General features: G+C 72.2%; 16 protein-coding genes, 1 tRNA gene and 1 pseudogene. 9 read left to right on the top strand and 9 right to left on the bottom strand.

The annotated features are described in order from the left end of the window. The first annotated feature begins 19 nt into the window (after positions 1–19). On the top strand, positions 20–2,038 hold the full coding sequence (locus tag ABZV94_RS17505) for a beta-galactosidase (RefSeq protein ID WP_356341227.1): 2,019 nt from the start codon (positions 20–22) through the stop codon (positions 2,036–2,038). Here the strand turns inward: ABZV94_RS17505 and ABZV94_RS17500 are convergent. Continuing rightward, positions 2,032–3,018, bottom strand: coding sequence for an aldo/keto reductase (locus ABZV94_RS17500; protein ID WP_356341226.1), 987 nt, complete (start codon positions 3,016–3,018; stop codon positions 2,032–2,034). The genes ABZV94_RS17505 and ABZV94_RS17500 overlap by 7 nt on opposite strands. Positions 3,019–3,115: 97 nt before the next feature. Between ABZV94_RS17500 and ABZV94_RS17495 the strand changes: the two genes are divergently transcribed. After that, the gene (locus ABZV94_RS17495) at positions 3,116–4,483 is read left to right on the top strand and encodes a cellulase family glycosylhydrolase (RefSeq protein WP_356341225.1); all 1,368 of its coding nucleotides are present in this window, start codon (positions 3,116–3,118) and stop codon (positions 4,481–4,483) included. A 56-nt stretch (positions 4,484–4,539) separates the two neighbouring features. Here the strand turns inward: ABZV94_RS17495 and ABZV94_RS17490 are convergent, their stop codons facing one another. The 4 genes from ABZV94_RS17490 to ABZV94_RS17475 are packed head-to-tail and all read right to left on the bottom strand — an operon-like array spanning position 4,540 to position 10,004. Continuing rightward, positions 4,540–6,924, bottom strand: a complete 2,385-nt coding sequence (locus tag ABZV94_RS17490; protein ID WP_356341224.1) for a glycoside hydrolase family 3 N-terminal domain-containing protein — start codon at positions 6,922–6,924, stop codon at positions 4,540–4,542. Further along, positions 6,921–7,739 (bottom strand): carbohydrate ABC transporter permease, encoded by an 819-nt coding sequence (locus tag ABZV94_RS17485; RefSeq protein ID WP_356341223.1) that lies wholly within the window; start codon positions 7,737–7,739, stop codon positions 6,921–6,923. Before ABZV94_RS17485 ends, ABZV94_RS17490 begins: the two co-directional genes overlap by 4 nt. Further along, entirely contained in the window at positions 7,736–8,692 is a 957-nt protein-coding gene (locus ABZV94_RS17480) for a sugar ABC transporter permease (RefSeq protein WP_356341222.1), read from the bottom strand. Before ABZV94_RS17480 ends, ABZV94_RS17485 begins: the two co-directional genes overlap by 4 nt. Before the next feature lie 7 nt (positions 8,693–8,699). After that, the gene (locus tag ABZV94_RS17475; RefSeq protein WP_356341221.1) at positions 8,700–10,004 is read right to left on the bottom strand and encodes an extracellular solute-binding protein; all 1,305 of its coding nucleotides are present in this window, start codon (positions 10,002–10,004) and stop codon (positions 8,700–8,702) included. 133 nt (positions 10,005–10,137) lie between these two features. On the opposite strand from ABZV94_RS17475, the gene ABZV94_RS17470 reads away from it, so the two are divergent. Beyond that, entirely contained in the window at positions 10,138–11,160 is a 1,023-nt protein-coding gene (locus ABZV94_RS17470) for a LacI family DNA-binding transcriptional regulator (RefSeq protein WP_356341220.1), read from the top strand. A 129-nt stretch (positions 11,161–11,289) separates the two neighbouring features. On the opposite strand, the gene ABZV94_RS17465 is transcribed toward ABZV94_RS17470, so the two are convergent. Further along, positions 11,290–12,375, bottom strand: coding sequence for an endo-1,4-beta-xylanase (locus ABZV94_RS17465; RefSeq protein WP_356341219.1), 1,086 nt, complete (start codon positions 12,373–12,375; stop codon positions 11,290–11,292). Between the two features lie 309 nt (positions 12,376–12,684). Here ABZV94_RS17465 and ABZV94_RS17460 point away from each other — a divergent pair, with 309 nt between their 5' ends. From ABZV94_RS17460 to ABZV94_RS17450, 3 genes and pseudogenes are all read left to right on the top strand, one after another. Continuing rightward, positions 12,685–13,380 (top strand): glycoside hydrolase family 11 protein, encoded by a 696-nt coding sequence (locus ABZV94_RS17460; protein ID WP_356341218.1) that lies wholly within the window; start codon positions 12,685–12,687, stop codon positions 13,378–13,380. Positions 13,381–13,447: 67 nt separating this feature from the next. Beyond that, positions 13,448–14,128 (top strand): annotated as a pseudogene (locus ABZV94_RS17455) (polysaccharide deacetylase family protein); the annotation flags it as partial. Between the two features lie 209 nt (positions 14,129–14,337). Then, positions 14,338–14,505, top strand: a complete 168-nt coding sequence (locus tag ABZV94_RS17450; RefSeq protein ID WP_356341217.1) for a hypothetical protein — start codon at positions 14,338–14,340, stop codon at positions 14,503–14,505. Between the two features lie 43 nt (positions 14,506–14,548). On the opposite strand, the gene ABZV94_RS17445 is transcribed toward ABZV94_RS17450, so the two are convergent. Next, the gene (locus tag ABZV94_RS17445; RefSeq protein WP_356341216.1) at positions 14,549–15,565 is read right to left on the bottom strand and encodes a zinc-dependent alcohol dehydrogenase family protein; all 1,017 of its coding nucleotides are present in this window, start codon (positions 15,563–15,565) and stop codon (positions 14,549–14,551) included. A 225-nt stretch (positions 15,566–15,790) separates the two neighbouring features. After that, a tRNA-Pro gene (locus tag ABZV94_RS17440) sits at positions 15,791–15,864 on the bottom strand. Between the two features lie 104 nt (positions 15,865–15,968). On the opposite strand from ABZV94_RS17440, the gene ABZV94_RS17435 reads away from it, so the two are divergent. Both ABZV94_RS17435 and cobF read left to right on the top strand, forming a co-directional pair. Then, a complete protein-coding gene (locus ABZV94_RS17435) occupies positions 15,969–16,475 on the top strand; it encodes a DUF309 domain-containing protein (protein ID WP_356341215.1) in 507 nt (168 codons plus the stop codon). Positions 16,476–16,625: 150 nt separating this feature from the next. Further along, positions 16,626–17,408 (top strand): precorrin-6A synthase (deacetylating), encoded by a 783-nt coding sequence (gene cobF, locus ABZV94_RS17430; protein ID WP_356341214.1) that lies wholly within the window; start codon positions 16,626–16,628, stop codon positions 17,406–17,408. Between the two features lie 73 nt (positions 17,409–17,481). On the opposite strand, the gene ABZV94_RS17425 is transcribed toward cobF, so the two are convergent. Continuing rightward, positions 17,482–18,237, bottom strand: a complete 756-nt coding sequence (locus ABZV94_RS17425) for a cobalt-precorrin-6A reductase (RefSeq protein WP_356341213.1) — start codon at positions 18,235–18,237, stop codon at positions 17,482–17,484. Positions 18,238–18,306: 69 nt separating this feature from the next. On the opposite strand from ABZV94_RS17425, the gene ABZV94_RS17420 reads away from it, so the two are divergent. Continuing rightward, on the top strand, positions 18,307–19,086 hold the full coding sequence (locus ABZV94_RS17420) for a TIGR01458 family HAD-type hydrolase (protein WP_356341239.1): 780 nt from the start codon (positions 18,307–18,309) through the stop codon (positions 19,084–19,086). The last annotated feature ends 9 nt before the right edge of the window (positions 19,087–19,095 follow it).

The raw sequence follows: 19,095 nt of genomic DNA, 5'->3' as shown, positions 1-19,095 counted from the left end.
GCACCCGAAAGAGAACCACGTGAAGCGCACCCTGTCCGTCCCCGGCATCGCCTACGGCGGCGACTACAACCCCGAGCAGTGGCCCGAGGAGGTGTGGGCCGAGGACATGCGCCTGATGCGCGAGGCCGGGGTGAACCTGGTCAGCGTCGGCATCTTCTCCTGGGCGCTGCTGGAGCCGTCCGAGGGCGTGTACGACTTCTCGCGCCTGGACAAGATCCTGGACCTGCTGCACGGGAACGGCATCGCCGCCGACCTCGCCACGCCCACGGCGGCGCCGCCGGCCTGGTTCTTCCGGGCCCACCCGGAAGCACTGCCGACCGACCGGGACGGCCGCGGGCTCTCCTACGGCAGCCGCCAGACGTTCTGCCCGTCCAGCCCCGCCTACCGGCAGGCCGCGCTGCGCATCGCGGGCGCGCTCGCCGAGCGGTACGCGGACCACCCGGCCGTCCGCATGTGGCACGTGCACAACGAGTACGGCTGCCACAACTCCGCCTGCTACTGCGACACCAGCGCCGCGGCCTTCCGGCGCTGGCTGCGCGACCGGTACGGCGACGACCTGGCGGCCCTCAACCACGCCTGGGGCACCGCGTTCTGGTCCCAGTGGTACTACGACTGGGAGGAGATCCTGCCGCCGCGCGCCACCGGCGCCGTGTCCAACCCGACGCACCAGCTGGACTGGCGGCGGTTCTGCTCCGACGAACTGCTCTCGCTGTACACGGCGGAACGGGACGTGCTCCGGGCGGCGGCGCCCGCGATCCCGGCCACCACCAACTTCATGGTGAACTTCAGCTTCGACGCCCTGGACTACTGGCGCTGGGCCCCCGAGCTGGACATCGTCTCCAACGACCACTACCTCCGGTCCACGGACCCCGAGCCGCAGATCGACATCGCGCTCAGCGGCGACCTGACGCGCTCCCTCGCGGGCGGCCCGTGGCTGCTGATGGAGCACTCGACCGGCGCGGTGAACTGGCAACCCGTCAACCGCGCGAAGAATCCCGGGCAGTTGCGCCGGGACGCGCTCGCCCACGTGGCGCGCGGCGCGGACGGCATCGCGTACTTCCAGTGGCGCCAGTCGAAGGCCGGTGCCGAGCAGTGGCACTCGGCGATGGTGCCGCACGCCGGGACGGACAGCCGGATCTGGCGGGACGTGGTCCGGCTCGGCGCCGACCTGAAGGCGCTGGCCGAGGTGCGCGGCAGCACCGGCACCGCCGAGGTCGCGATCGTCTGGGACTGGGACGCCCGCTGGGCCCTGGAACTCCCCTCGCAGCCCAGCGGCGAGCTGCGCTACCTGGATCTGGTCCGTGCCTGGTACGAGCCGCTGTGGCGGTCGCGCGTGGCCGTGGACTTCGTCCGGCCGGACGCGGACCTGAGCGGCTACCGGCTGGTGCTGGCCCCGAACCTGTACCTGGTCGACGAGGCGGGCGCGGCGAACCTCGTGTCGTACGCCACGGGCGGCGGCACGCTCGCGGTGGGCTTCCACAGCGGGGCGGTGGACGAGAACTGCCATGCCCGGCTGGGCGGTTACCCGGGGGCGTTCCGGGAGGTCCTGGGCGTCCGCTCGGACGAGCCGTTCCCGCTGCTGCCCGGGGAGCCGGTCGCGCTCACCGGTGCCGTGCCGGACGGGGCGACGGGCTCCCTGTGGTCGGAGCGGCTGCGGCTCGCGGGCGCCGAGGCGGTCGCCTCGTACGCCGACGGACCCCTGGCGGGGGTTCCGGCGGTGACCCGGCTCGCGCACGGCAGCGGGTCCGCCTGGTACCTGGCCACCCTGCCGGACCCGGCCACGCTCACCGCGCTGCTGGACCGCGTCCGCGAGGAGGCGGGCGTGGCTCCGGTGCGGTCCGCACCGCCCGGGGTGGAGGTGGTCCGCCGGCGCGGCCTGGAGGCGGACTACCTGTTCGTCATCGACCACACCGGCCAGGGCGCCGACGTCCCCGTGGCGCCGGGCTCGTTCGAGCTGCTGACCGGCAAGGAGACGACCGGCACGGTCACCGTCGCACCCGGGGACGTGGCCGTCGTACGGGAGCCGCGCGGTCAGTGAGCCGCGTCCAGCCGGGCGCGCTGCTCCCCGGTGAGTTCCAGGTCGACGGCGGCGAGGCTCTCGTCGAGCTGGGCCACCGAGGAGGCGCCGACGAGCGGGATCACGGGCGGCTCACCGCCCAGCTGCCAGGCGAGCACGACCTGGTTGACGGTCGCCCCGGTCTCCCGGGCCACCTCGCGCAGCACCGCGAGCCGGGCCGGGGTGCCGGGGTGGTCGTAGTCCGGCGGCAGCGGCTTGTCGGCGCGGGTGTAGGCGCCGGTGAGCAGCGGTGAGTAGGCCACCAGGGTCAACTCCGGCTCGGCGCGCAGGTAGTTCAGGAGCTGCGCGTCGGCGCCGCCGAGGCTGCCGTCCGGGAACAGCTCGCTCGGCACATCGGTGCGCGGGCGCAGGTAGCTGTGCTGGTACTGGAGCACCTCGTACCCGGGCAGTCCCGCCGCCGCCGCGAGGGCGCGGGCCCGTTCCACCCGCCACACGGCGTGGTTGCTGACGCCGAGCAGCCCGACGGTGCCCTCGGCGACGAGCGCGGCGAAGCCCTCGACGGTCTCCGCGAGCGGCACGGCGGGGTCCTCTATGTGGGCGTAGAGCAGGTCCAGCCGGTCGACGCCGAGCAGTTCCCGGCTGCGTTCGGCCGACTCCCGGATGACCTTGGCGGACAGGCCCTCGGCGTTGTCGGTGTAGCCGGTGCCGGGGGCGAGGGGCCGGGCGCCCAGCTTGGTGGCGATGACGATCTCGTCGCCGACGCCCCGGCTGCTCCGCCACCGCCCGAGCAGTTCCTCGCTCTGACCGCCCTGGCCGCCGTCCTCCCAGAAGGCGTAGTTGTCGGAGGTGTCGATGAAGGTCCCGCCGGCCTCGGCGTAGCGGTCGAGGACGGCGAAGGAGGTCTTCTCGTCGGTGCGCGACCCGAACAGCATCGCGCCGAGCGCGAGGACGCTCACCTCGCGGCGGGTGGCCGGATCGGTGCCGATGGTGCGGTACTTCATGCTGGTCCTCCCCGTGGATGGCTGGTAGCACGGGAGTGTTCAGCTTGAAGTGCACGCGAAGTCAAGGAACCCGACGCCGGCCACCCGGAGGTCTCCCGTGCTGCGAGCGATGCTGACGGCGGGCGCGGTCCTCGCCGCCCTCCTGGCCCCTGCCGCCGCCCGTGCCGAGGGGGCCGGGCAGGACATCCCCCGGCTCACCGACCCCCAGGGGCGGGTGCTGACCCTGCACGGCTGGAACATCGAGGACAAGGCGCACCGGGGCGAGGAGGCCCTGACCGCCGTCACCGAACGCCATCTGCGCGACCTGCGGGCCCGCGGCTTCGACGTCGCCCGGCTGCTGGTGTTCTGGGACGACCTGGAGCCGGCACCGGGGCACTACAGCCGCGGTTACCTGGAGAGGATCGAGCGCATCCTGGACTGGGCGCACCGCCATGACGTGAAGGCCGTCATCGACGCCCACCAGGACGTCTTCGGACCCGCCTTCGGCCATCGCGGGATACCCGAGTGGGCGACCCGGACCGACGGACTGCCGTTCACCGCGCACCCGGACGACTGGTTCGCCGAGTACTTCGAACCCGCCGTGCAGCGCGCCTTCACCCACCTCTACGAGGACGAGGACCTCCGGCGCGCGCAGGCCGGGATGTGGCACACGCTCGCCGCCCGCTTCGGCCGCCATCCGGCCGTCCTCGGCTACGACCTGCTCAACGAGCCGATGGGCGAGCCGGAGCCCGGGGAGGACCTGCCGGCGGCCGCCCGCCGCATCGAACGCGAGCAGCTGACGCCGATGTACAACCGGCTCGCCGACGCCGTCCGTCCGGCCGACCGGGACGCCTGGCTGTTCGTGGAACCGACCCCGGTCGTGGGCGAGGGCGTACCGACCGGCCTCGGCCGCGTCCACGATCCCCGGGTCGTGTACGCGCCCCACCTCTACGACGCGGCGATGGAGGCGGGCGGCGACTACGACCCCGGGGCCGGCTGGATCGAGGCGTACGAGCGGGCCGTCACCGTGTACCCGAGGCGGTACCGGGTCCCGGTGGTGGTCGGCGAGTGGGGTCCGCCGGACAGCTCCCTGCCGCACATGGGCCTGTTCTACCGGGACGCCATGGCCTCCCTCGGCCGCTTCACCTCGGGCTGGGCGGGCTATGTGTGGTGCTACGGCGGCGGGTACTGCGCGGTGGACGGCACCGGCGCCTTCCGCGCCCACAAGGAACTGACCGCCGAGCCGTACGCGGAGGCCGTGGCGGGCACGGTCCGCTCCGCCGCGTACGACGCCGGGGCGGGCGTGTACCGGCTGGTCTACCGAGCGGCGCCGCACGGCTCGGGGGTGACGGACCTGTCCCTGCCGCCGGGCGCCTGGCGGGTCACGGCCGACGCCGGCGCGACCGTCGTACGCCGGACGGCCGGACGGGCCCGGGTGTCGGCCGCCCCGGGCAGCCTGGTGACCGTCATCGTGGAGCGGTGCTGACAGCGCCGTGGCCCGTTCCCCGTCGGTTCGGGGAGCGGGCCACGGCGCGGGGCGCGTCAGAGCGCCAGGTGCGTCGGCTCCTGCTCGAAGCGCGCGTGGAACCGGCGGGTGTGGTCCACCTGGCGTGCGGGGCCGGTCAGGGTGACCTTCGCCGTGAGCCGGGCGTCGCTGCTGGAGGCCGCCAGCCGCAGTTCCAGTTCGCCCGGTTCGACCACCCGACGCCCGTCGCGGCCGGTGAAGGAGGCCAGGTCGGCCGGCACGGTGACCCGCAGCCGGCGGGCCTCGCCGGGGGCGAGCGGGACCCGGGCGTAGCCGACGAGGCGCTGCACCGGCTGGACCACGGAGGCGACCGGGTCGTGCAGATAGAGCTGCACGACTTCGGTGCCGTGCCGCTCCCCCGTGTTGCGCACGGTGAGGGCGAGGGAGAACGCGTCGTCCGTGTCCGCCTGGGGCCGCTCGACCGTCAGCTCTCCCCACTCGAAGGACGTGTAGGACAGGCCGTGTCCGAACGCGAAGGCCGCCGTGGGATCGATGTTGGACACGTCGCTGGCCTGGGCGAGCCGGGCGCCGAGGTAGCCGGCGGGCTGGCCGCCGGTGCCGCGGGGCACGCTGACGGGCAGCCGTCCGGACGGGTTGGTCCGCCCGCTGAGCACGCCGGCGATGGCCGTGGTGCCCTCCACCCCGGGGAAGAAGGACTGCACGATCGCGGCGGCCTCGTCCACGGCCCGGCCGAGGGCGTAGGGCCGGCCGGTCAGCAGGACCGTCACCACGGGGGTGCCGGTGTCGAGCAGCGCGTCGAGCAGGTGCTGCTGGGCGCCGGGCAGGGCCAGGGACTCGGCGTCGCAGCCCTCGCCGCTGGTGCCCCGGCCGAACAGACCCGCGCGGTCACCGAGGGCCGCGACGACGACGTCGGCCCGGCGCGCGGTGTCGACGGCCTCGGCGATGCCGCGGGTGTCGCCGTCGTCCACACCGGTGCCGCGTACGACCGTGAACTCGGCGTCGGGGAACTCGCGCCGGAGCGCGTCCTCCAGGGTGGGCAGGTCGATGCCGGGCGGGGTCTCGGGGTGGTGCACGCCGACGTGCTGGGGGAAGGAGTAGCAGCCCAGTACGGCGGTGGGCTCGGTCGCGTTGGGGCCGATCAGGGCGATGCGGCGTGGCCGGGCGAGGGGCAGGGTGCCGTCGTTGCGCAGCAGGACGACCGCTTCCTCGGCGACGGCGCGGGCCAGTTCGCGGTTCTCGGGGGTGTCCAGGTCGACCGTGCCGCGCAGGGCGTCGGGGTCGTCCAGGTCCGCTCCCCGGAGTGCGGCCGGGACCGGGCTCCAGTCCGCGTCGAGCAGGCCGAGCCGGGCCTTCTGGAGGAGCACCCGGCGCAGCGCGCGGTCGATCAGCGCCTCGGGGACCCGGCCGTCGGCGACGGCTTCGGCCAGGGGCGCGCCGAACGTCTTGACGGTGGGCAGTTCCACGTCGACGCCCGCGCGCAGGGCCGTGCCCGCCGCGTCGGCCCAGCCGCCGGCGACGCCGTGCAGGGTGCTGAGGAAGGCGATGCCGAAGTAGTCGGCGACGACCGTGCCCTCGAAGCCCCAGGTGTCCCGGAGCAGCCCGGTGAGCAGGTCCTCGTCGGCCGCGGAGGGCATCCCGTCGGTGTCGGTGTAGGCGTGCATGACGGAGTCGGCCGCGCCCTCGCGCACGGCCATCTCGAAGGGGGGCAGCAGGACGTCCGCCCGCTCGCGCGGTCCCATGCCGACGGGGGCGAGATTGCGCCCGGCGCGGGAGGCGGAGTAGCCGGCGAAGTGCTTCAGGGTGGCGACGACACCGGCGGACTGCAGTCCCTGGACGTAGGCGGTGCCGATGCTGCCGACGAGGTAGGGGTCCTCTCCGATGGTCTCCTCGACCCGGCCCCAGCGGGCGTCGCGCACCACGTCCAGGACGGGCGCGAGACCCTGGTGGACGCCGACGGACCGCATGTCGCGGCCGATGGCGGCGGCCATCCGGCGGATGAGGGCGGGGTCGAAGGTGGCGCCCCAGGACAGCGGGACGGGGTAGGCGGTGGCGCCCCAGGTGGCGAATCCGGCCAGGCACTCCTCGTGGGCCACGGCGGGGATGCCGAAGCGGTTCGCCGCGGCGATCCGGGTCTGGGTGCGCAGCAGGGAGAGCGCGCCGAGCGCGGGGTCGACGGGTGCCGTGCCGAAGGGGCGGGTCAGCTGGCCGAGCCCGGCCGGCAGGAGCGCGTCGAGGTCGACGGCCTCCTCCATGTCGTGCTGGTGCGGGGCGACTTCGCCGCCCTCGTCGGACGCGCCGACCCACACGCCGTACAGCTGGGCGATCTTCTCCTCGACGGTCATCGCGTCGATCAGCGCGGACACGCGGGTGCCGATGTCCTGGGTCGGGTCGTTCCAGAGGGGGATCTCGGGGGTGGTCTCTACGGCCACGTTGGTGGTCACTTTCCTCCCATGCCCATCAGGCCCTGGACGAGGGCGCGGCGGGCGAACAGGTAGACGAGCAGGACGGGCACCATGGACAGCGTCACGGCTCCCAGCAGGCCGGGGATGTCGATCCCGTGCTCGGTCTGGAAGTTGTACAGACCCAGGGTGATGACCTTGGTCGAGTCGGACTGGGTCAGGACGAGCGGGAACAGGAAGCCGTTCCAGGCCTGGAGCGCGGAGAACACCACGATCGTGGACAGTCCGCCGCGCGAGAGCGGCACGACCAGCTGGAAGAACATCCGCCGCGGGGTCGCTCCGTCCACCGTCATGGCCTCGAACAGCTCCGGGGAGATGTCGCGCATGGAGCCGCTGAGGATCAGCGCGGACATCGGCAGGCAGAACGCGGCCGTGGGCAGGATGACGCCGAGCAGGTTGTCGTACAGGCCCGCCTCGCTGATCAGGTAGAACATCGGCACGATGACCGCCTGGGCGGGGATGGCGAGGCCCAGCAGGAACAGCCGGAAGATCTGCGAGGTGACACGGCTGCGGCTGCGTACGATCGCGTAGGCGAGGGGCGGTACGAGCAGCAGCACCACGCCGACGACGCAGACGGTGACGATGATGGTGTTGAGGAAGTACCGCCCGAAGCCCGAGTCGAACGCCCCGGTGTAGTTGTCGAGGGTGAAGTCGCCGGGGAAGGACAGCGGGCCCTTCTTCGCGTAGTCCTGCCGGGTGCGCAGGGTCGCGGCGAGCATCACGTACAGCGGCAGACCCACCAGGACGAGCCAGACGATCGAGCCCGTTCCGGCCAGGTAGTTGGGGCGGCGCCTCATGACACCCCCTCCATGTCGCTGCGCATCTTGTCGTAGCCGGAGACGCGGACGACGATCAGCGAGACCACCGTGGCGGCGACGACCAGGCACAGGGCGATGGCCGAACCGGCGCCGAAGTCGAAGCCCTTGAAGGCCTTCTGGTACATGTAGTAGGCGCTGATCGTGGTGTCGGTGCCCGGTCCGCCCTGGGTCAGGATGAGCACGGTCTCGAACGTGGTGAGCCCGCCGACGATCATCAGGATCATCGAGGTGACGACCGAGTTGCGCAGCTGCGGCAGGGTGATGTGGAAGAACTGGCGGTAGCGCCCCGCTCCGTCGATCTCCGCCGCCTGGTACAGCACCGGCGGGATCGCCCGGGCGGCGCCCTGGTAGATCAGGGTGTGGAACGGCGTGAACTGCCAGGTGCTGACGAAGGCCAGCACCCCGATGGCCGAGGCCTGCTCACCGAACAGGTTGCCGTCCCCGAACAGCCAGGTCATGCGCGCGGGGATGCCGAAGTTCGGGTCGAGCAGCGCCCGCCAGAGCACCGACACCGCCGTGGAGGACAGCAGCAGCGGGATGAAGTAGATCGCCGAGAGGACGGCGCGGTTGCGCTGGTGTCCGGCGGCCCAGACGCCGAGCACGATGCTCAGCGGGGTCTGGATGACCACGCCCAGGGCGGTGAGCAGCAGGGTGAGCCAGATGCTCTTGATCATGACGGGGTCGTCGAGGATGCGCTTCCAGTTGTCCGTCCCGACGAACTGCGGTGACCCCAGGCCGTTCCAGCTCATGAAGGACAGCACCGCCACCATGATCAGCGGTGCGAGGGCGAAGAGGGCGAAGAACAGGGTGGCGGGCAGCGCCCAGCCGAAGCCGGGGCGCGTGCCGCGTGCGGAGTAGGAGTCCTCCGGCCGCCGCCGGGCCTTCCTGGAAGGCACGGCGGAGGGCGGGGCGCTCGTGAGCTGTGTGGTCATGAGCGGTTCATTCGGTCGGGAGGGCCTGCATGGCCTTGATGAAGCCGTCCGCGTCGAGCTGTCCGTTGAAGAACTGCTGGACGGCCTGGTGGATCGGCGTCATGGCCGACGGCGGGAATGCCTGGTCCCAGGAGAGCTGGAAGGACTTGGCCTTGGCGACGAGGTCGTACTGGAAGCGGGAGTACTGGGGGCTGGCCGAGGTGTCCAGGAACTTCTGGGTGTTCGTGGTCGTGGGCAGGTTGCCGATGGCCATCTGGGCCTTGACGAACTCGTCGGAGTACATCAGCTTCAGGAACTCGGCGACCGCCTCGGGGTGCTTGGTCTTCTTCAGCACCGAGTAGAAGTTGTTGGTGTTGCCGACGACGTCGCTCGGGTCGCCCTTGCCGCCGGGGATCGTCGGGAACGTGCCGTAGCCCAGGCCCTTGGCGGCGAAGTCCTTCGCGTCCTGCTGCTGCTGCGCGTAGTACCAGGACCCCATCAGCTCGAAGCCGGCCTTGCCCTGGGCCACCAGCGCGGGCGAGGCGCCGTTGGTGTACTTCACCGAGTCGTAGTTCTTGCCGAAGGCGCCGGCGTCGACCAGCTGCTTGAGCATGCCGAGCGCCTTCTTGCTGTCCGCGCTCGCCCAGGCGTCCTTGTCACCGCTCAGGGCCTTCTGGAACAGCTCCGGGCCGGCCACGCGGTCGTAGACGTACTCGAACCACATCAGCGTCGGCCACTGGTCGCCGCCGCCGAGGGCGATCGGGGTGACGCCCGCGGACTTGAGCTTCTTGACGGCGTCGAGCAGCTGGTCCCAGGTCTGCGGCTGCTTCACGCCCGCCTTCTGGAGCACGTCCTTGTTGCTGAACAGCAGCACCGGCTGCGTGCCGCGCATGGGGATGCCGTACGGCTTTCCGTCGACGACCGCGCTGTTGTAGACGCTGGGCAGGAACTTGTCGTCGAGGTTCGGGTCCTTCTTGACGAAGTCGTCCAGCGGCATCAGCAGCCCGGCCTTGACGAACGGCTGGATGCTGCCGCCGCCCCAGTTGAAGAAGACGTCCGGCGCCTGGGGCGTGTTGATGATCGTCTGGAGCTTCTGCTGGTAGTCGGCCCCGGGGATGGTGTCGAGGACGGCCTTGACCTTCGACGTCTTGTTGAACGTGTCGACGATCTGCTTCTCGACCTTGTTGCTGGCGTCCCCGTACACCAGCACATGGATCTTGCCGTCGTTCGAGGAACCCCCGCCGCTGCCGTTCCCGCACGCGGCCAGGCTCGCCGCCAGCGCGAGCGTGGCACCACAGGCGAGCACCCGGGGCATCCGTGTACGCATGATCATCCGCCTTCCGAAAGTTTCGGCTCTGGACCCGAAAGTCATGCGCTGGACAGTAGGAGCGAAGAGAAGAAATGGTCAACGGTCGTGCACCTACGCGGCCAAACCGTTATCCGGCGGAGTGGCCTATGCTGCGGCCATGCGCGAAGAAGCCCAGGTCGGTCGGAGAGTCACCTTGGCGGCCGTGGCGCGAGAGGCCGGCGTCTCGCTGCCGACAGTTTCGAAGGTCCTCAACGGTCGTTCGGATGTGTCCCCCGCGACCCGCGCCAAGGTCGAACGCCTGCTGGAGACCCACGGCTACCGCCGGCGCACCCCGGGACAGCCGCAGGCCCCGCTCATCGAGATCGTCTTCCACGAGCTGGAGAGCGTCTGGGCGATGGAACTCATCCGCGGGGTGGAGAACGTCGCCAAGCAGAACGACGCGACCGTGGCGCTCACCGAGAGCGGGACCCGGCAGGCTCCCGGACCCGAGTGGATCGCAGGCGTGCTGCGCCGCCGCCCCCTCGGGGTGTTGCTGGTCTTCTCCACGGTGCCGGAGGACGTGAAGCGCCAACTGCGGTCCCGGGCCATTCCGTTCGTCATCGTGGACCCGGCGGGCGATCCCGACCCCGACGTCCCCTCCGTCGGATCGGCCAACTGGGCCGGAGGAGTCGCCGCCACCCGCCACCTCACCGACCAGGGACACGAACGCGTCGCCATCATCACCGGTCCCGAGGACCTGATGTGCTCGCTGGCCCGGCTGGACGGATACCGCTCGGCGATGGCGATGGCCGGTCACGCACCCGACCCCGGGCTGATACGGTTCGGCGACTTCCACGTCCAGGGCGGCTTCGAACACGCCATGGACCTGCTGCGGCGGCCCGACCGGCCTACCGCGATCTTCGCCGGGAGCGACCTTCAGGCGCTGGGCGTCCTGGAGGCGGCCCGGGTCCTCGGCCTCAGCGTCCCCGGGGACCTGTCGGTGGTCGGCTACGACGACGTACCCCCGGCCCGCTGGTCGAGCCCGCCGCTGACCACCGTGCAGCAGCCGCTCCAGCGCATGGCCGAGGAAGCGGCCCGCATGCTGCTGCGCCCGCAGGACACCAAGAAGGCGGCCCTGCGCATAGAACTGGCCACGCACCTGGTCGTACGCCAGAGCACGGCACCGCCCGCGGGGCGCTGAGAGGGCGGCGGGTGGCGGGTTACCCGGCTCGTCGGCACGGCGCGCGATGACGTTCACCGTCCGCGCAGAGGGTGACCGGCCGGCCCTCGTCGGCCGACCGGTCACCCTGGACGGAAAGGCGCGCCCTCGTTACGCGGCGCCCCCGGCCCGCGCCCGGCCCGCCAGTTCCGACTGGAGCGCGCGGTAGGCCGGCTTGGGACGGTAGTCCTCGTCGTACAGGTTCGCGGCACCCTCACCGGGGAACGTGCCGGGGACCCACGAGTACTTGTCGGTGAAGCCCCAGACGGTGAACGAGATGCAGTGGCGGGTGCGCAGGCAGGCGTCGAGCAGACGGCGGTAGCCCTCGGCCTGTGTGGCGAGCTTGTCCGCGTCGGCCGGCAGTGGCATGCGGACGTCCGCCTCCGTCACGGCGGTGGCCACGCCGAGCTTGTCGAAGCGGGCGAAGTTGGCCGCCATGTCGGTGGGCAGGCCGTACTGGATGCCGAGGTGGCCCTGGAAGCCGACCCCGTCCAGGGGGACGCCCTGCGCGCGCAGGCGGCTGACCAGATCGTGGACGGCGTCGCTCTTCGGGCCGCTCCACTCGGTGTTGTAGTCGTTGTAGAACAGCAGGGCGTGCGGGTCGGCCTCGTGGGCCCAGCGGAAGGCGTCGGCGATGTAGCCGGGGCCCAGTTTGCGCAGCCAGATGCTGTCACGCAGGGTGCCGTCCTCGTTGAACGCCTCGTTCACCACGTCCCATTGCCAGACCCTGCCCTTGAAGTGCCGGACGGTGTCGGTGATGTGGCGGTGCAGGATCTCCCGCAGCTGGTCGGCGCTGAAGTCGCCGGAGGTGAGCCAGGACGGCAACTGGTTGTGCCACACCAGGACGTGGCCGCGCACCTTCTGCCCGTGCCGGCGGGCGAAGTCGACCAGGCGGTCGGCGGCGGCGTAGTCGTACTCCCCCCGGCTGGGCTCGATCGCCTCCCACTTCATCACGTTCTCCGGAGTGACGGTGGAGAACTCCGAGCCCGCGAGCCGGCGGTAGGCGGCGTCGTCGGTGAGCGCGGACATGTCGACGGCGGTGCCGACCCGGAGGTGGTCGTCGGCGGCGAGCTGCCGCAGCGGACGGTCCGGTACGGCGGTGCCGCCGGAGGCGCTTGCCGGGCTCGCGGCGGCGAGGGGCAGCAGGGCCAGGCAGCAGGCCGAGGCGGCGGCCGCGAGGGAGCGGGGCAGGTTCACGGGCACTCCTGGAGGAGTCGAAAGTTTCGAGTTACCTGACGAGCGTTGCGTCACGGTAAACAGACCCCATTTCCGCGTCAACCATTCTGTCGACGGCCATTCCAGCCAACTCTTCAGGGAAGCTCGAAACTTTCGCCCTTACTCCCCGCTCTGCCCCGTCAAGTTTCGATGAAGTTTCGGAAACGGACGCATTGACCGCCCTTTCCAACCCGCCCCATACTCTCCAGCAATCGAGCCCTCCCTCCCCCGGGAGCGGCCCGGCACGGCGTATGGCGCGAACATGACAACACACCTCGTCCAGGAGGAACCATGGACATGGAGCACGCCCTCTCCCGCCCGATGAGCCGCAGGGGCTTCATCAACCGCGCCGGCGCACTCGCGCTGGCCACGTCCGCGTCCGGGCTGCTGCTGCCCGGCACCGCCCAGGCCGCCACGGTCATCACCACCAACCAGACCGGCACCAACAACGGGTTCTACTACTCCTTCTGGACCGACGGCGGCGGGTCGGTCTCCATGACCCTCAACTCCGGCGGCAACTACAGCACCCAGTGGACGAACTGCGGGAACTTCGTCGCCGGCAAGGGCTGGAGCAACGGCGGACGCAGGAACGTGCAGTACTCGGGCAGCTTCTACCCGTCCGGCAACGGCTACCTGGCGCTGTACGGATGGACCTCGAACCCGCTCGTCGAGTACTACATCGTCGACAACTGGGGCACCTACCGGCCCACCGGAACGTACAAGGGCACGGTCACCAGCGACGGCGGCACGTACGACGTCTACCAGACGACGCGGTACAACGCCCCCTCCGTGGAAGGCACCAAGACCTTCAACCAGTACTGGAGCGTCCGGCAGTCCAAGCGGACCGGCGGCACCATCACCACCGGCAACCACTTCGACGCCTGGGCCCGCTACGGCATGCGGCTGGGCAGCTTCAGCTACTACATGATCCTCGCCACCGAGGGCTACCAGAGCAGCGGCTCCTCCAACCTCACGGTGAGCGGCTGACCTGCCCCCTCCGTCCCATCGACCCCCCACGGCGGTCACGCCGCCCACCCGAGGAGGACGCACCCGCATGCGAGCCGCACCCCGCCCCCTGCTGACCGGACTGGCCCTCGCGGCGACCGCCGTGGCCGGCACGGTCACCGCCGTCACCGACGCCGCCCCGGCGCACGCCGCCGCCTGTTCCGGGTACGTCGGGCTCACCTTCGACGACGGCCCGTCCAACGAACACACCCCGGCCCTGCTCAACGCGCTGAGGCAGAACGGCCTGCGGGCCACGATGTTCAACGAGGGCCAGTACGCCGCCGCCTACCCGGCGCAGGTCCGGGCCGAGGCCAACGCAGGGATGTGGATCGGCAACCACAGCTACACCCATCCCCACCTCACCCAGCTGAGCCAGGCGCAGATCGACTCGGAGATCGCCCGCACCCAGCAGGCCGTCGCCGCGGCCGGCGGCGGTACACCGCAGCTGTTCCGCCCGCCGTACGGCGAGACCAACGCCACCGTCCAGGCGGTGGAGGCCAAGTACGGCCTGCGGCAGATCATCTGGGACGTCGACTCGCAGGACTGGAACGGCGCGAGCACCGACCAGATCGTGCAGGCGGTGTCCCGGCTGACCAACGGCCAGATCATCCTCATGCACGAGTGGCCGGCCAACACCCTCGCCGCCATCCCGCGCATCGCCCGGACACTGGCGGGCAAGGGCCTGTGCGCCGGCCGCATCTCCCCGCAGACCGGCCGCGCCGTCGCCCCCTGACCTCGGGCACGAACGGGTGAGGGGCGGCTCCGGACACCACCGGAGCCGCCCCTGTGTGCTCACCGCAGGTGGTCCACGCAGGCCCGCACCCTGACGGGAAACCGCAGGTCACGGCCCTGCGGTGGAACGACATGCGCGTTACGCCGTTCGGGCGCATCCTGAGAGCGGCCCAACCAGGTGCCACAGACCGGCCTGCGGGAGGTGCTGTGATCCTGATTGCCCTGCTCGTGCCCGTCCTGGTGATCGCCTTCCTCTTCATCACACCGGCACTCGAAGAACTCCTGTTCCCGCTGCCCGAGGCGGACGACCTCGCCGTCCCCCCGAGCCACGGAATCCCGCACCGCCTCGTGCGCCCGAGGCACGAGGGAGAGTAGCGAGCGGTCTTCCGCCGCCTCCCGGCCGGTGCGCAGCGCCCGATCAGGGCTTGAGGAGCGTCTTGATGGCGCGGCGCTCGTCCATGGCCCGGTATCCCTCGGCGACCTGCTCCAGGGGCAGGGTGAGGTCGAAGACCTTGCCCGGGTCGATGCGGCCCGACAGGACGCGGTCGATCAGGTCGGGCAGGTAGCGCCGTACCGGGGCCGGGCCGCCACGCAGGCCGACGTGGGTGAAGAACAGCTCCTCGCCGTCGATCGCCACCTCGTGGGGAAGCCCGACGAAGCCGACGTTGCCGCCGGGCCGGGCCGAGTGCAGGGCCTGCTGCATGGACTGGCCGGTGCCGACGCACTCCAGGACGGAGTCCGCGCCGATGCCGCCGGTCATCTCCTTGATCCGGGCGACGCCGTCCTCGCCGCGCTCGGTGACGATGTCGGTGGCACCGAACTCCCGGGCCAGCTTCTGGCGGGACTCGTGGCGGCTCATGGCGATGATCCGCTCGGCGCCCATCTCCTTCGCGGCGATCACCGCGCACAGGCCGACCGCACCGTCACCGACCACCACGGCCGTGGAACCGGGCCGGACCTCCGCGGCGTCGGCGGCGTACCAGCCGGTGCCCATGACGTCGGAGACGGCCAGCAGGCCCGGCCAGAACTCCTCGCCCGGCACCTCGTCGGTGGCGACCAGGGTGCCCTCGGCCTGGGGGATGCGCACGCGCTCGGCCTGGCAGGTGCTCATGAACTCGCGGTTCTCACAATTGGACTGCCATCCGTTGCGGCAGTTGGCGCAGGTGTTGTCCGAGGTCGCGAACGAGCCGACGACGAACTGGCCCGGCTCGACCGAGGTGACCTCGCCGCCGACCTCCTCGACGAAGCCGACGTACTCGTGCCCCATGGGGTGCGCCTCGTCGGTCGGGTCGAGGCCGCGCCAGGGCCACAGGTCGGTGCCGCACACACAGGTGACGGCCGTACGGATGACCGCGTCCGTCGGCTCCAGGATCTTCGGGTCGTCCAGGGTCTCGAACCGCACGTCGCCGGGGGCGTGGATCACTGCTCCGCGCATGGGGGATTCCTTACGTTCGGTGAGGGGCGCGGCCTGGGGGCGGCCCGCGCCCCTCACGGGGGGGCCTCTGCTCCAGGTAACCGCTCATCCCGGCGGCCTGCGACTTGCCGGCCGGCGCCGCCCCGGCCGCCCCACCTCCACAACGAGGCGAACCCGACCCGCAACACAGGTCAGGGCCGGTTCCGGATGTCTCCGAAACCGACCCTGACCTGTGACTCCCACGAGTCGGGACGACAGGATTTGAACCTGCGACCCCTTGACCCCCAGTCAAGTGCGCTACCAAGCTGCGCCACGTCCCGTCGCACTCACGCGCGGTGCCCCGCGTGATCGTGCGGACAGCACTTTACCCCACGCCCGGGGGTGTGCCGTAGAAGGCCCGGCGGGGCGAGGGAGAATCGGCGGTATGACGAACGCGGGCGCATCGGATGCCAGGGACCGGGACGTGACCGGGCGGGCGCGGAACGCGCGGCCCCGGGACGGGCTGGGGCGCCCGCTGCCGTACGGCGCCGAGGGCGTCCCCCGGCAGCCGGAGGGCGTGCTGCGGACGCCGGAGGACACGGTCGCCGAGGCGCGGGCGCTGCTGGCCGCGGGGCGGCCGTTCCACGCGCACGAGGTGTTCGAGGACGCCTGGAAGTCCGGCCCGCAAGAGGAGCGTGCGCTGTGGCGGGGGCTGGCCCAGCTGGCGGTGGGCCTCACCCACGCGGCCCGCGGGAACGCCGTCGGCGGGGCGCGGCTGCTGCGGCGGGGCGCCGGCGCGGTCGAGGACTGGGCGGCCGGACGCGGCGAGGACCGCCCGTACGGCCTGGACCTGACGGGCCTGACCCGCTGGGCGCGGGAGCTGGCGGGACGGGTGGAGACCGGCTCCGCACCGATCGACGCGGAGGCCGAGGCACCGCGTCTGGGGCCGTGACCGCCGGCACCCCGGACGGACCCGTGTCCGCAGGCCCCGTGTCCGCAGGCCCCGGGGCCGCACCGGCTCCGAGACGTGCGGCCGGGCCGCCGTCGCAGCCCGTGCGGAGGCGGTGGATGCACCGTCAGCGGCATGCGGCAGACTCGGGGCGTGCGAAAGATTCATGTCATCGGTATCGGCGCGGGCGACCCCGACCAGCTGACCCTCCAGGCGGTCAAGGCGCTGCGGAGCACGGACGTGTTCTTCCTGCTCGACAAGGGCGAGGTGAAGAGCGATCTCACCCAGCTCCGCCGGGACATGCTGGACGCGCATCTGCCCGAGGGGTCGTACCGGGTGGTTCAGGCCCGTGACCCGGAGCGGGACCGGACGGCGGGCGGGTCGGCCTACTCCCCCGCCGTCGGGGACTGGCGCAGTGCCCGCGCCGGGATCTACGAGCGGATGATCGCCGAGGAGCTGGACGAGGACGGCACGGGCGCCTTCCTGGTCTGGGGCGACCCGGCGCTGTACGACAGCACGCTGGCGATCCTGGAGGAGGTGCTGGAGCGGGGCGCGGTGGAGTTCGCGTACGACGTGGTGCCCGGCATCAGCAGTGTCTCCGCGCTGGTCGCCCGGCATCGCACGGGGCTGAACCGGGTGGCCCGGCCGGTGCAGATCACCACCGGGCGGCGGCTGGCCGAGGGCTTCCCGGAGGGGGTGGACGACGTGGTCGTGATGCTGGACGCGCACCAGGCCTTCCGCCGGTACGCCGAGGAGGACATGGACATCTACTGGGGCGCCTACATAGGCACGCCGGACGAGATCCTCGTCTCCGGACCGATCGCGGAGGCCGGTCCGCGCATCGAGCGGGTACGGGCCGAGGCGCGGGAGCGCAAGGGCTGGATCATGGACACGTATCTGCTGCGCCGGCGTCCGTCGGGCGACGGGCGCGGCTGACGCACCGGCCGGCGAGAGGCCGGGGACCGGTACCTCCTCGGCACCCGCGCGTGTCCGTCCGGCCGTCCCCGGGTCACCGTCCTCCGGCCGGGCCGAGGCCCAGCCGTTCCAGGGCACCCGCCACGTCGGGTACGGCGGTCACACCGGCCGGCAGGGCGGGGCGGCGTACGACGACCACGGGCAGCCCCAGCTCCCGTGCCGCCGTCAGCTTCGCCGCCGTCGCCTCCCCGCCGCTGTCCTTGGTGACCAGGACGTCGATCCGGTGGGCGCGCAGGAGTTCCGCCTCGCCGGTCACCGTGAACGGCCCCCGGGCCAGGACGACGCGGGTGTCCGGGGGCAGCGGGGGCTCGGGCGGGTCGACGGAGCGGACGAGGAAGCACAGGTCCGTCAGGTGGGCGAAGGCCGCGAGGCCGAGGCGGCCGGTGGTGAGGAACACCCGGCGGCCCAGGCCGGGCAGCGCCTCGGCTGCTTCGGCCAGGGACGGGACGTCGTACCAGCGGTCGCCGGGGCCCGGCCGCCAGCCCGGGCGGCGCAGGACGACGGCGGGGACGCCCGTGGCCCGCGCCGCGCGGACCGCGTGGTCCGTGATCGACTCGGCGAAGGGGTGGGTGGCGTCCACCAGGGCGTCCACCCGGTGCGCGCGCAGCCAGCCGGCCAGGCCCTGCGGCCCGCCGAAGCCGCCGGTCCGCACCTTGCCGGGCAGCGTCCCGGGCCGGCTCACCCGGCCGGCGAGCGAGGTGGTGACCCGCACCCCGGGGCGGGCGGCCAGGTCGGCGGCGAGGCGGCGGGCCTCGGTGGTGCCGCCGAGGATCAGGACGTGCGCGGGCATAGGGGTGAGCGTACGAGGTCGCAGGGGGCCGCCCGCCGCCCGGGTCGCTACCGTCGGGTCATGGAGTCCTTGGCGTCCGTGCGTGCCGTCCTGATCGACATCGACGGGGTCCTCACCGTGTCGTGGAGGCCGCTGCCCGGTGCGGTGGAGGCGCTGCGCGGCATCCGCGCGGCCGGGTTCGCGGTGGCCCTGGTGACGAACACGACCTCCCGGACCCGGGCGTCGATCGCCGAGACGCTGTCGCAGGCCGGTTTCGACGTGGGCGAGGAGGACGTCCTGACCGCGCCCGCCGTGACCGCCGCCCATCTCGCCGAGCACCATCCGGGCGCCCGGTGCCTGCTGCTCAACAGCGGGGACATCGCGGCGGACCTGGGCGACGTCACGCTGGTCGAGGAGGGTGCCGACGTGGTCGTGGTCGGCGGTGCCGGGCCGGAGTTCGACTACGCGGCGCTGAACCGGGCCTTCGGCGCGTTGCAGCGGGGCGCGCGGCTGGTCGCCATGCACCGCAATCTGTACTGGCGCACCGACGCCGGGCTGCAACTGGACTCGGGTGCGTTCCTGCTGGGGCTGGAGCGGGCGGCCCGGGTGGAGGCGCAGGTCACGGGCAAGCCGTCCCGGGCGTTCTTCGAGGCGGCGCTGGCGCGGCTGGGAGTGGGCGCGGAGCGGGCGCTGATGGTCGGTGACGACATCGAGTCGGACGTGCTCGCGGCGCAGCGGGCCGGGCTGACCGGGGTGCTGGTGAGGACGGGCAAGTACCGGCCGGAGACGCACGAGGACGCGAGCGGCGCCCCGGATCACGTCCTGGACTCCTTCGCGGACGTCCCGGCGCTGCTGGGGCCGGCAAAGTAGCGGCCGGTG

It is taken from the genome of Streptomyces sp. NPDC004658 (genome assembly GCF_040609555.1).
Lineage (GTDB): Bacteria > Actinomycetota > Actinomycetes > Streptomycetales > Streptomycetaceae > Streptomyces.
Note: the sequence above shows the minus strand (reverse complement) of the source record. Positions and strands in the feature narration are given on the sequence as shown.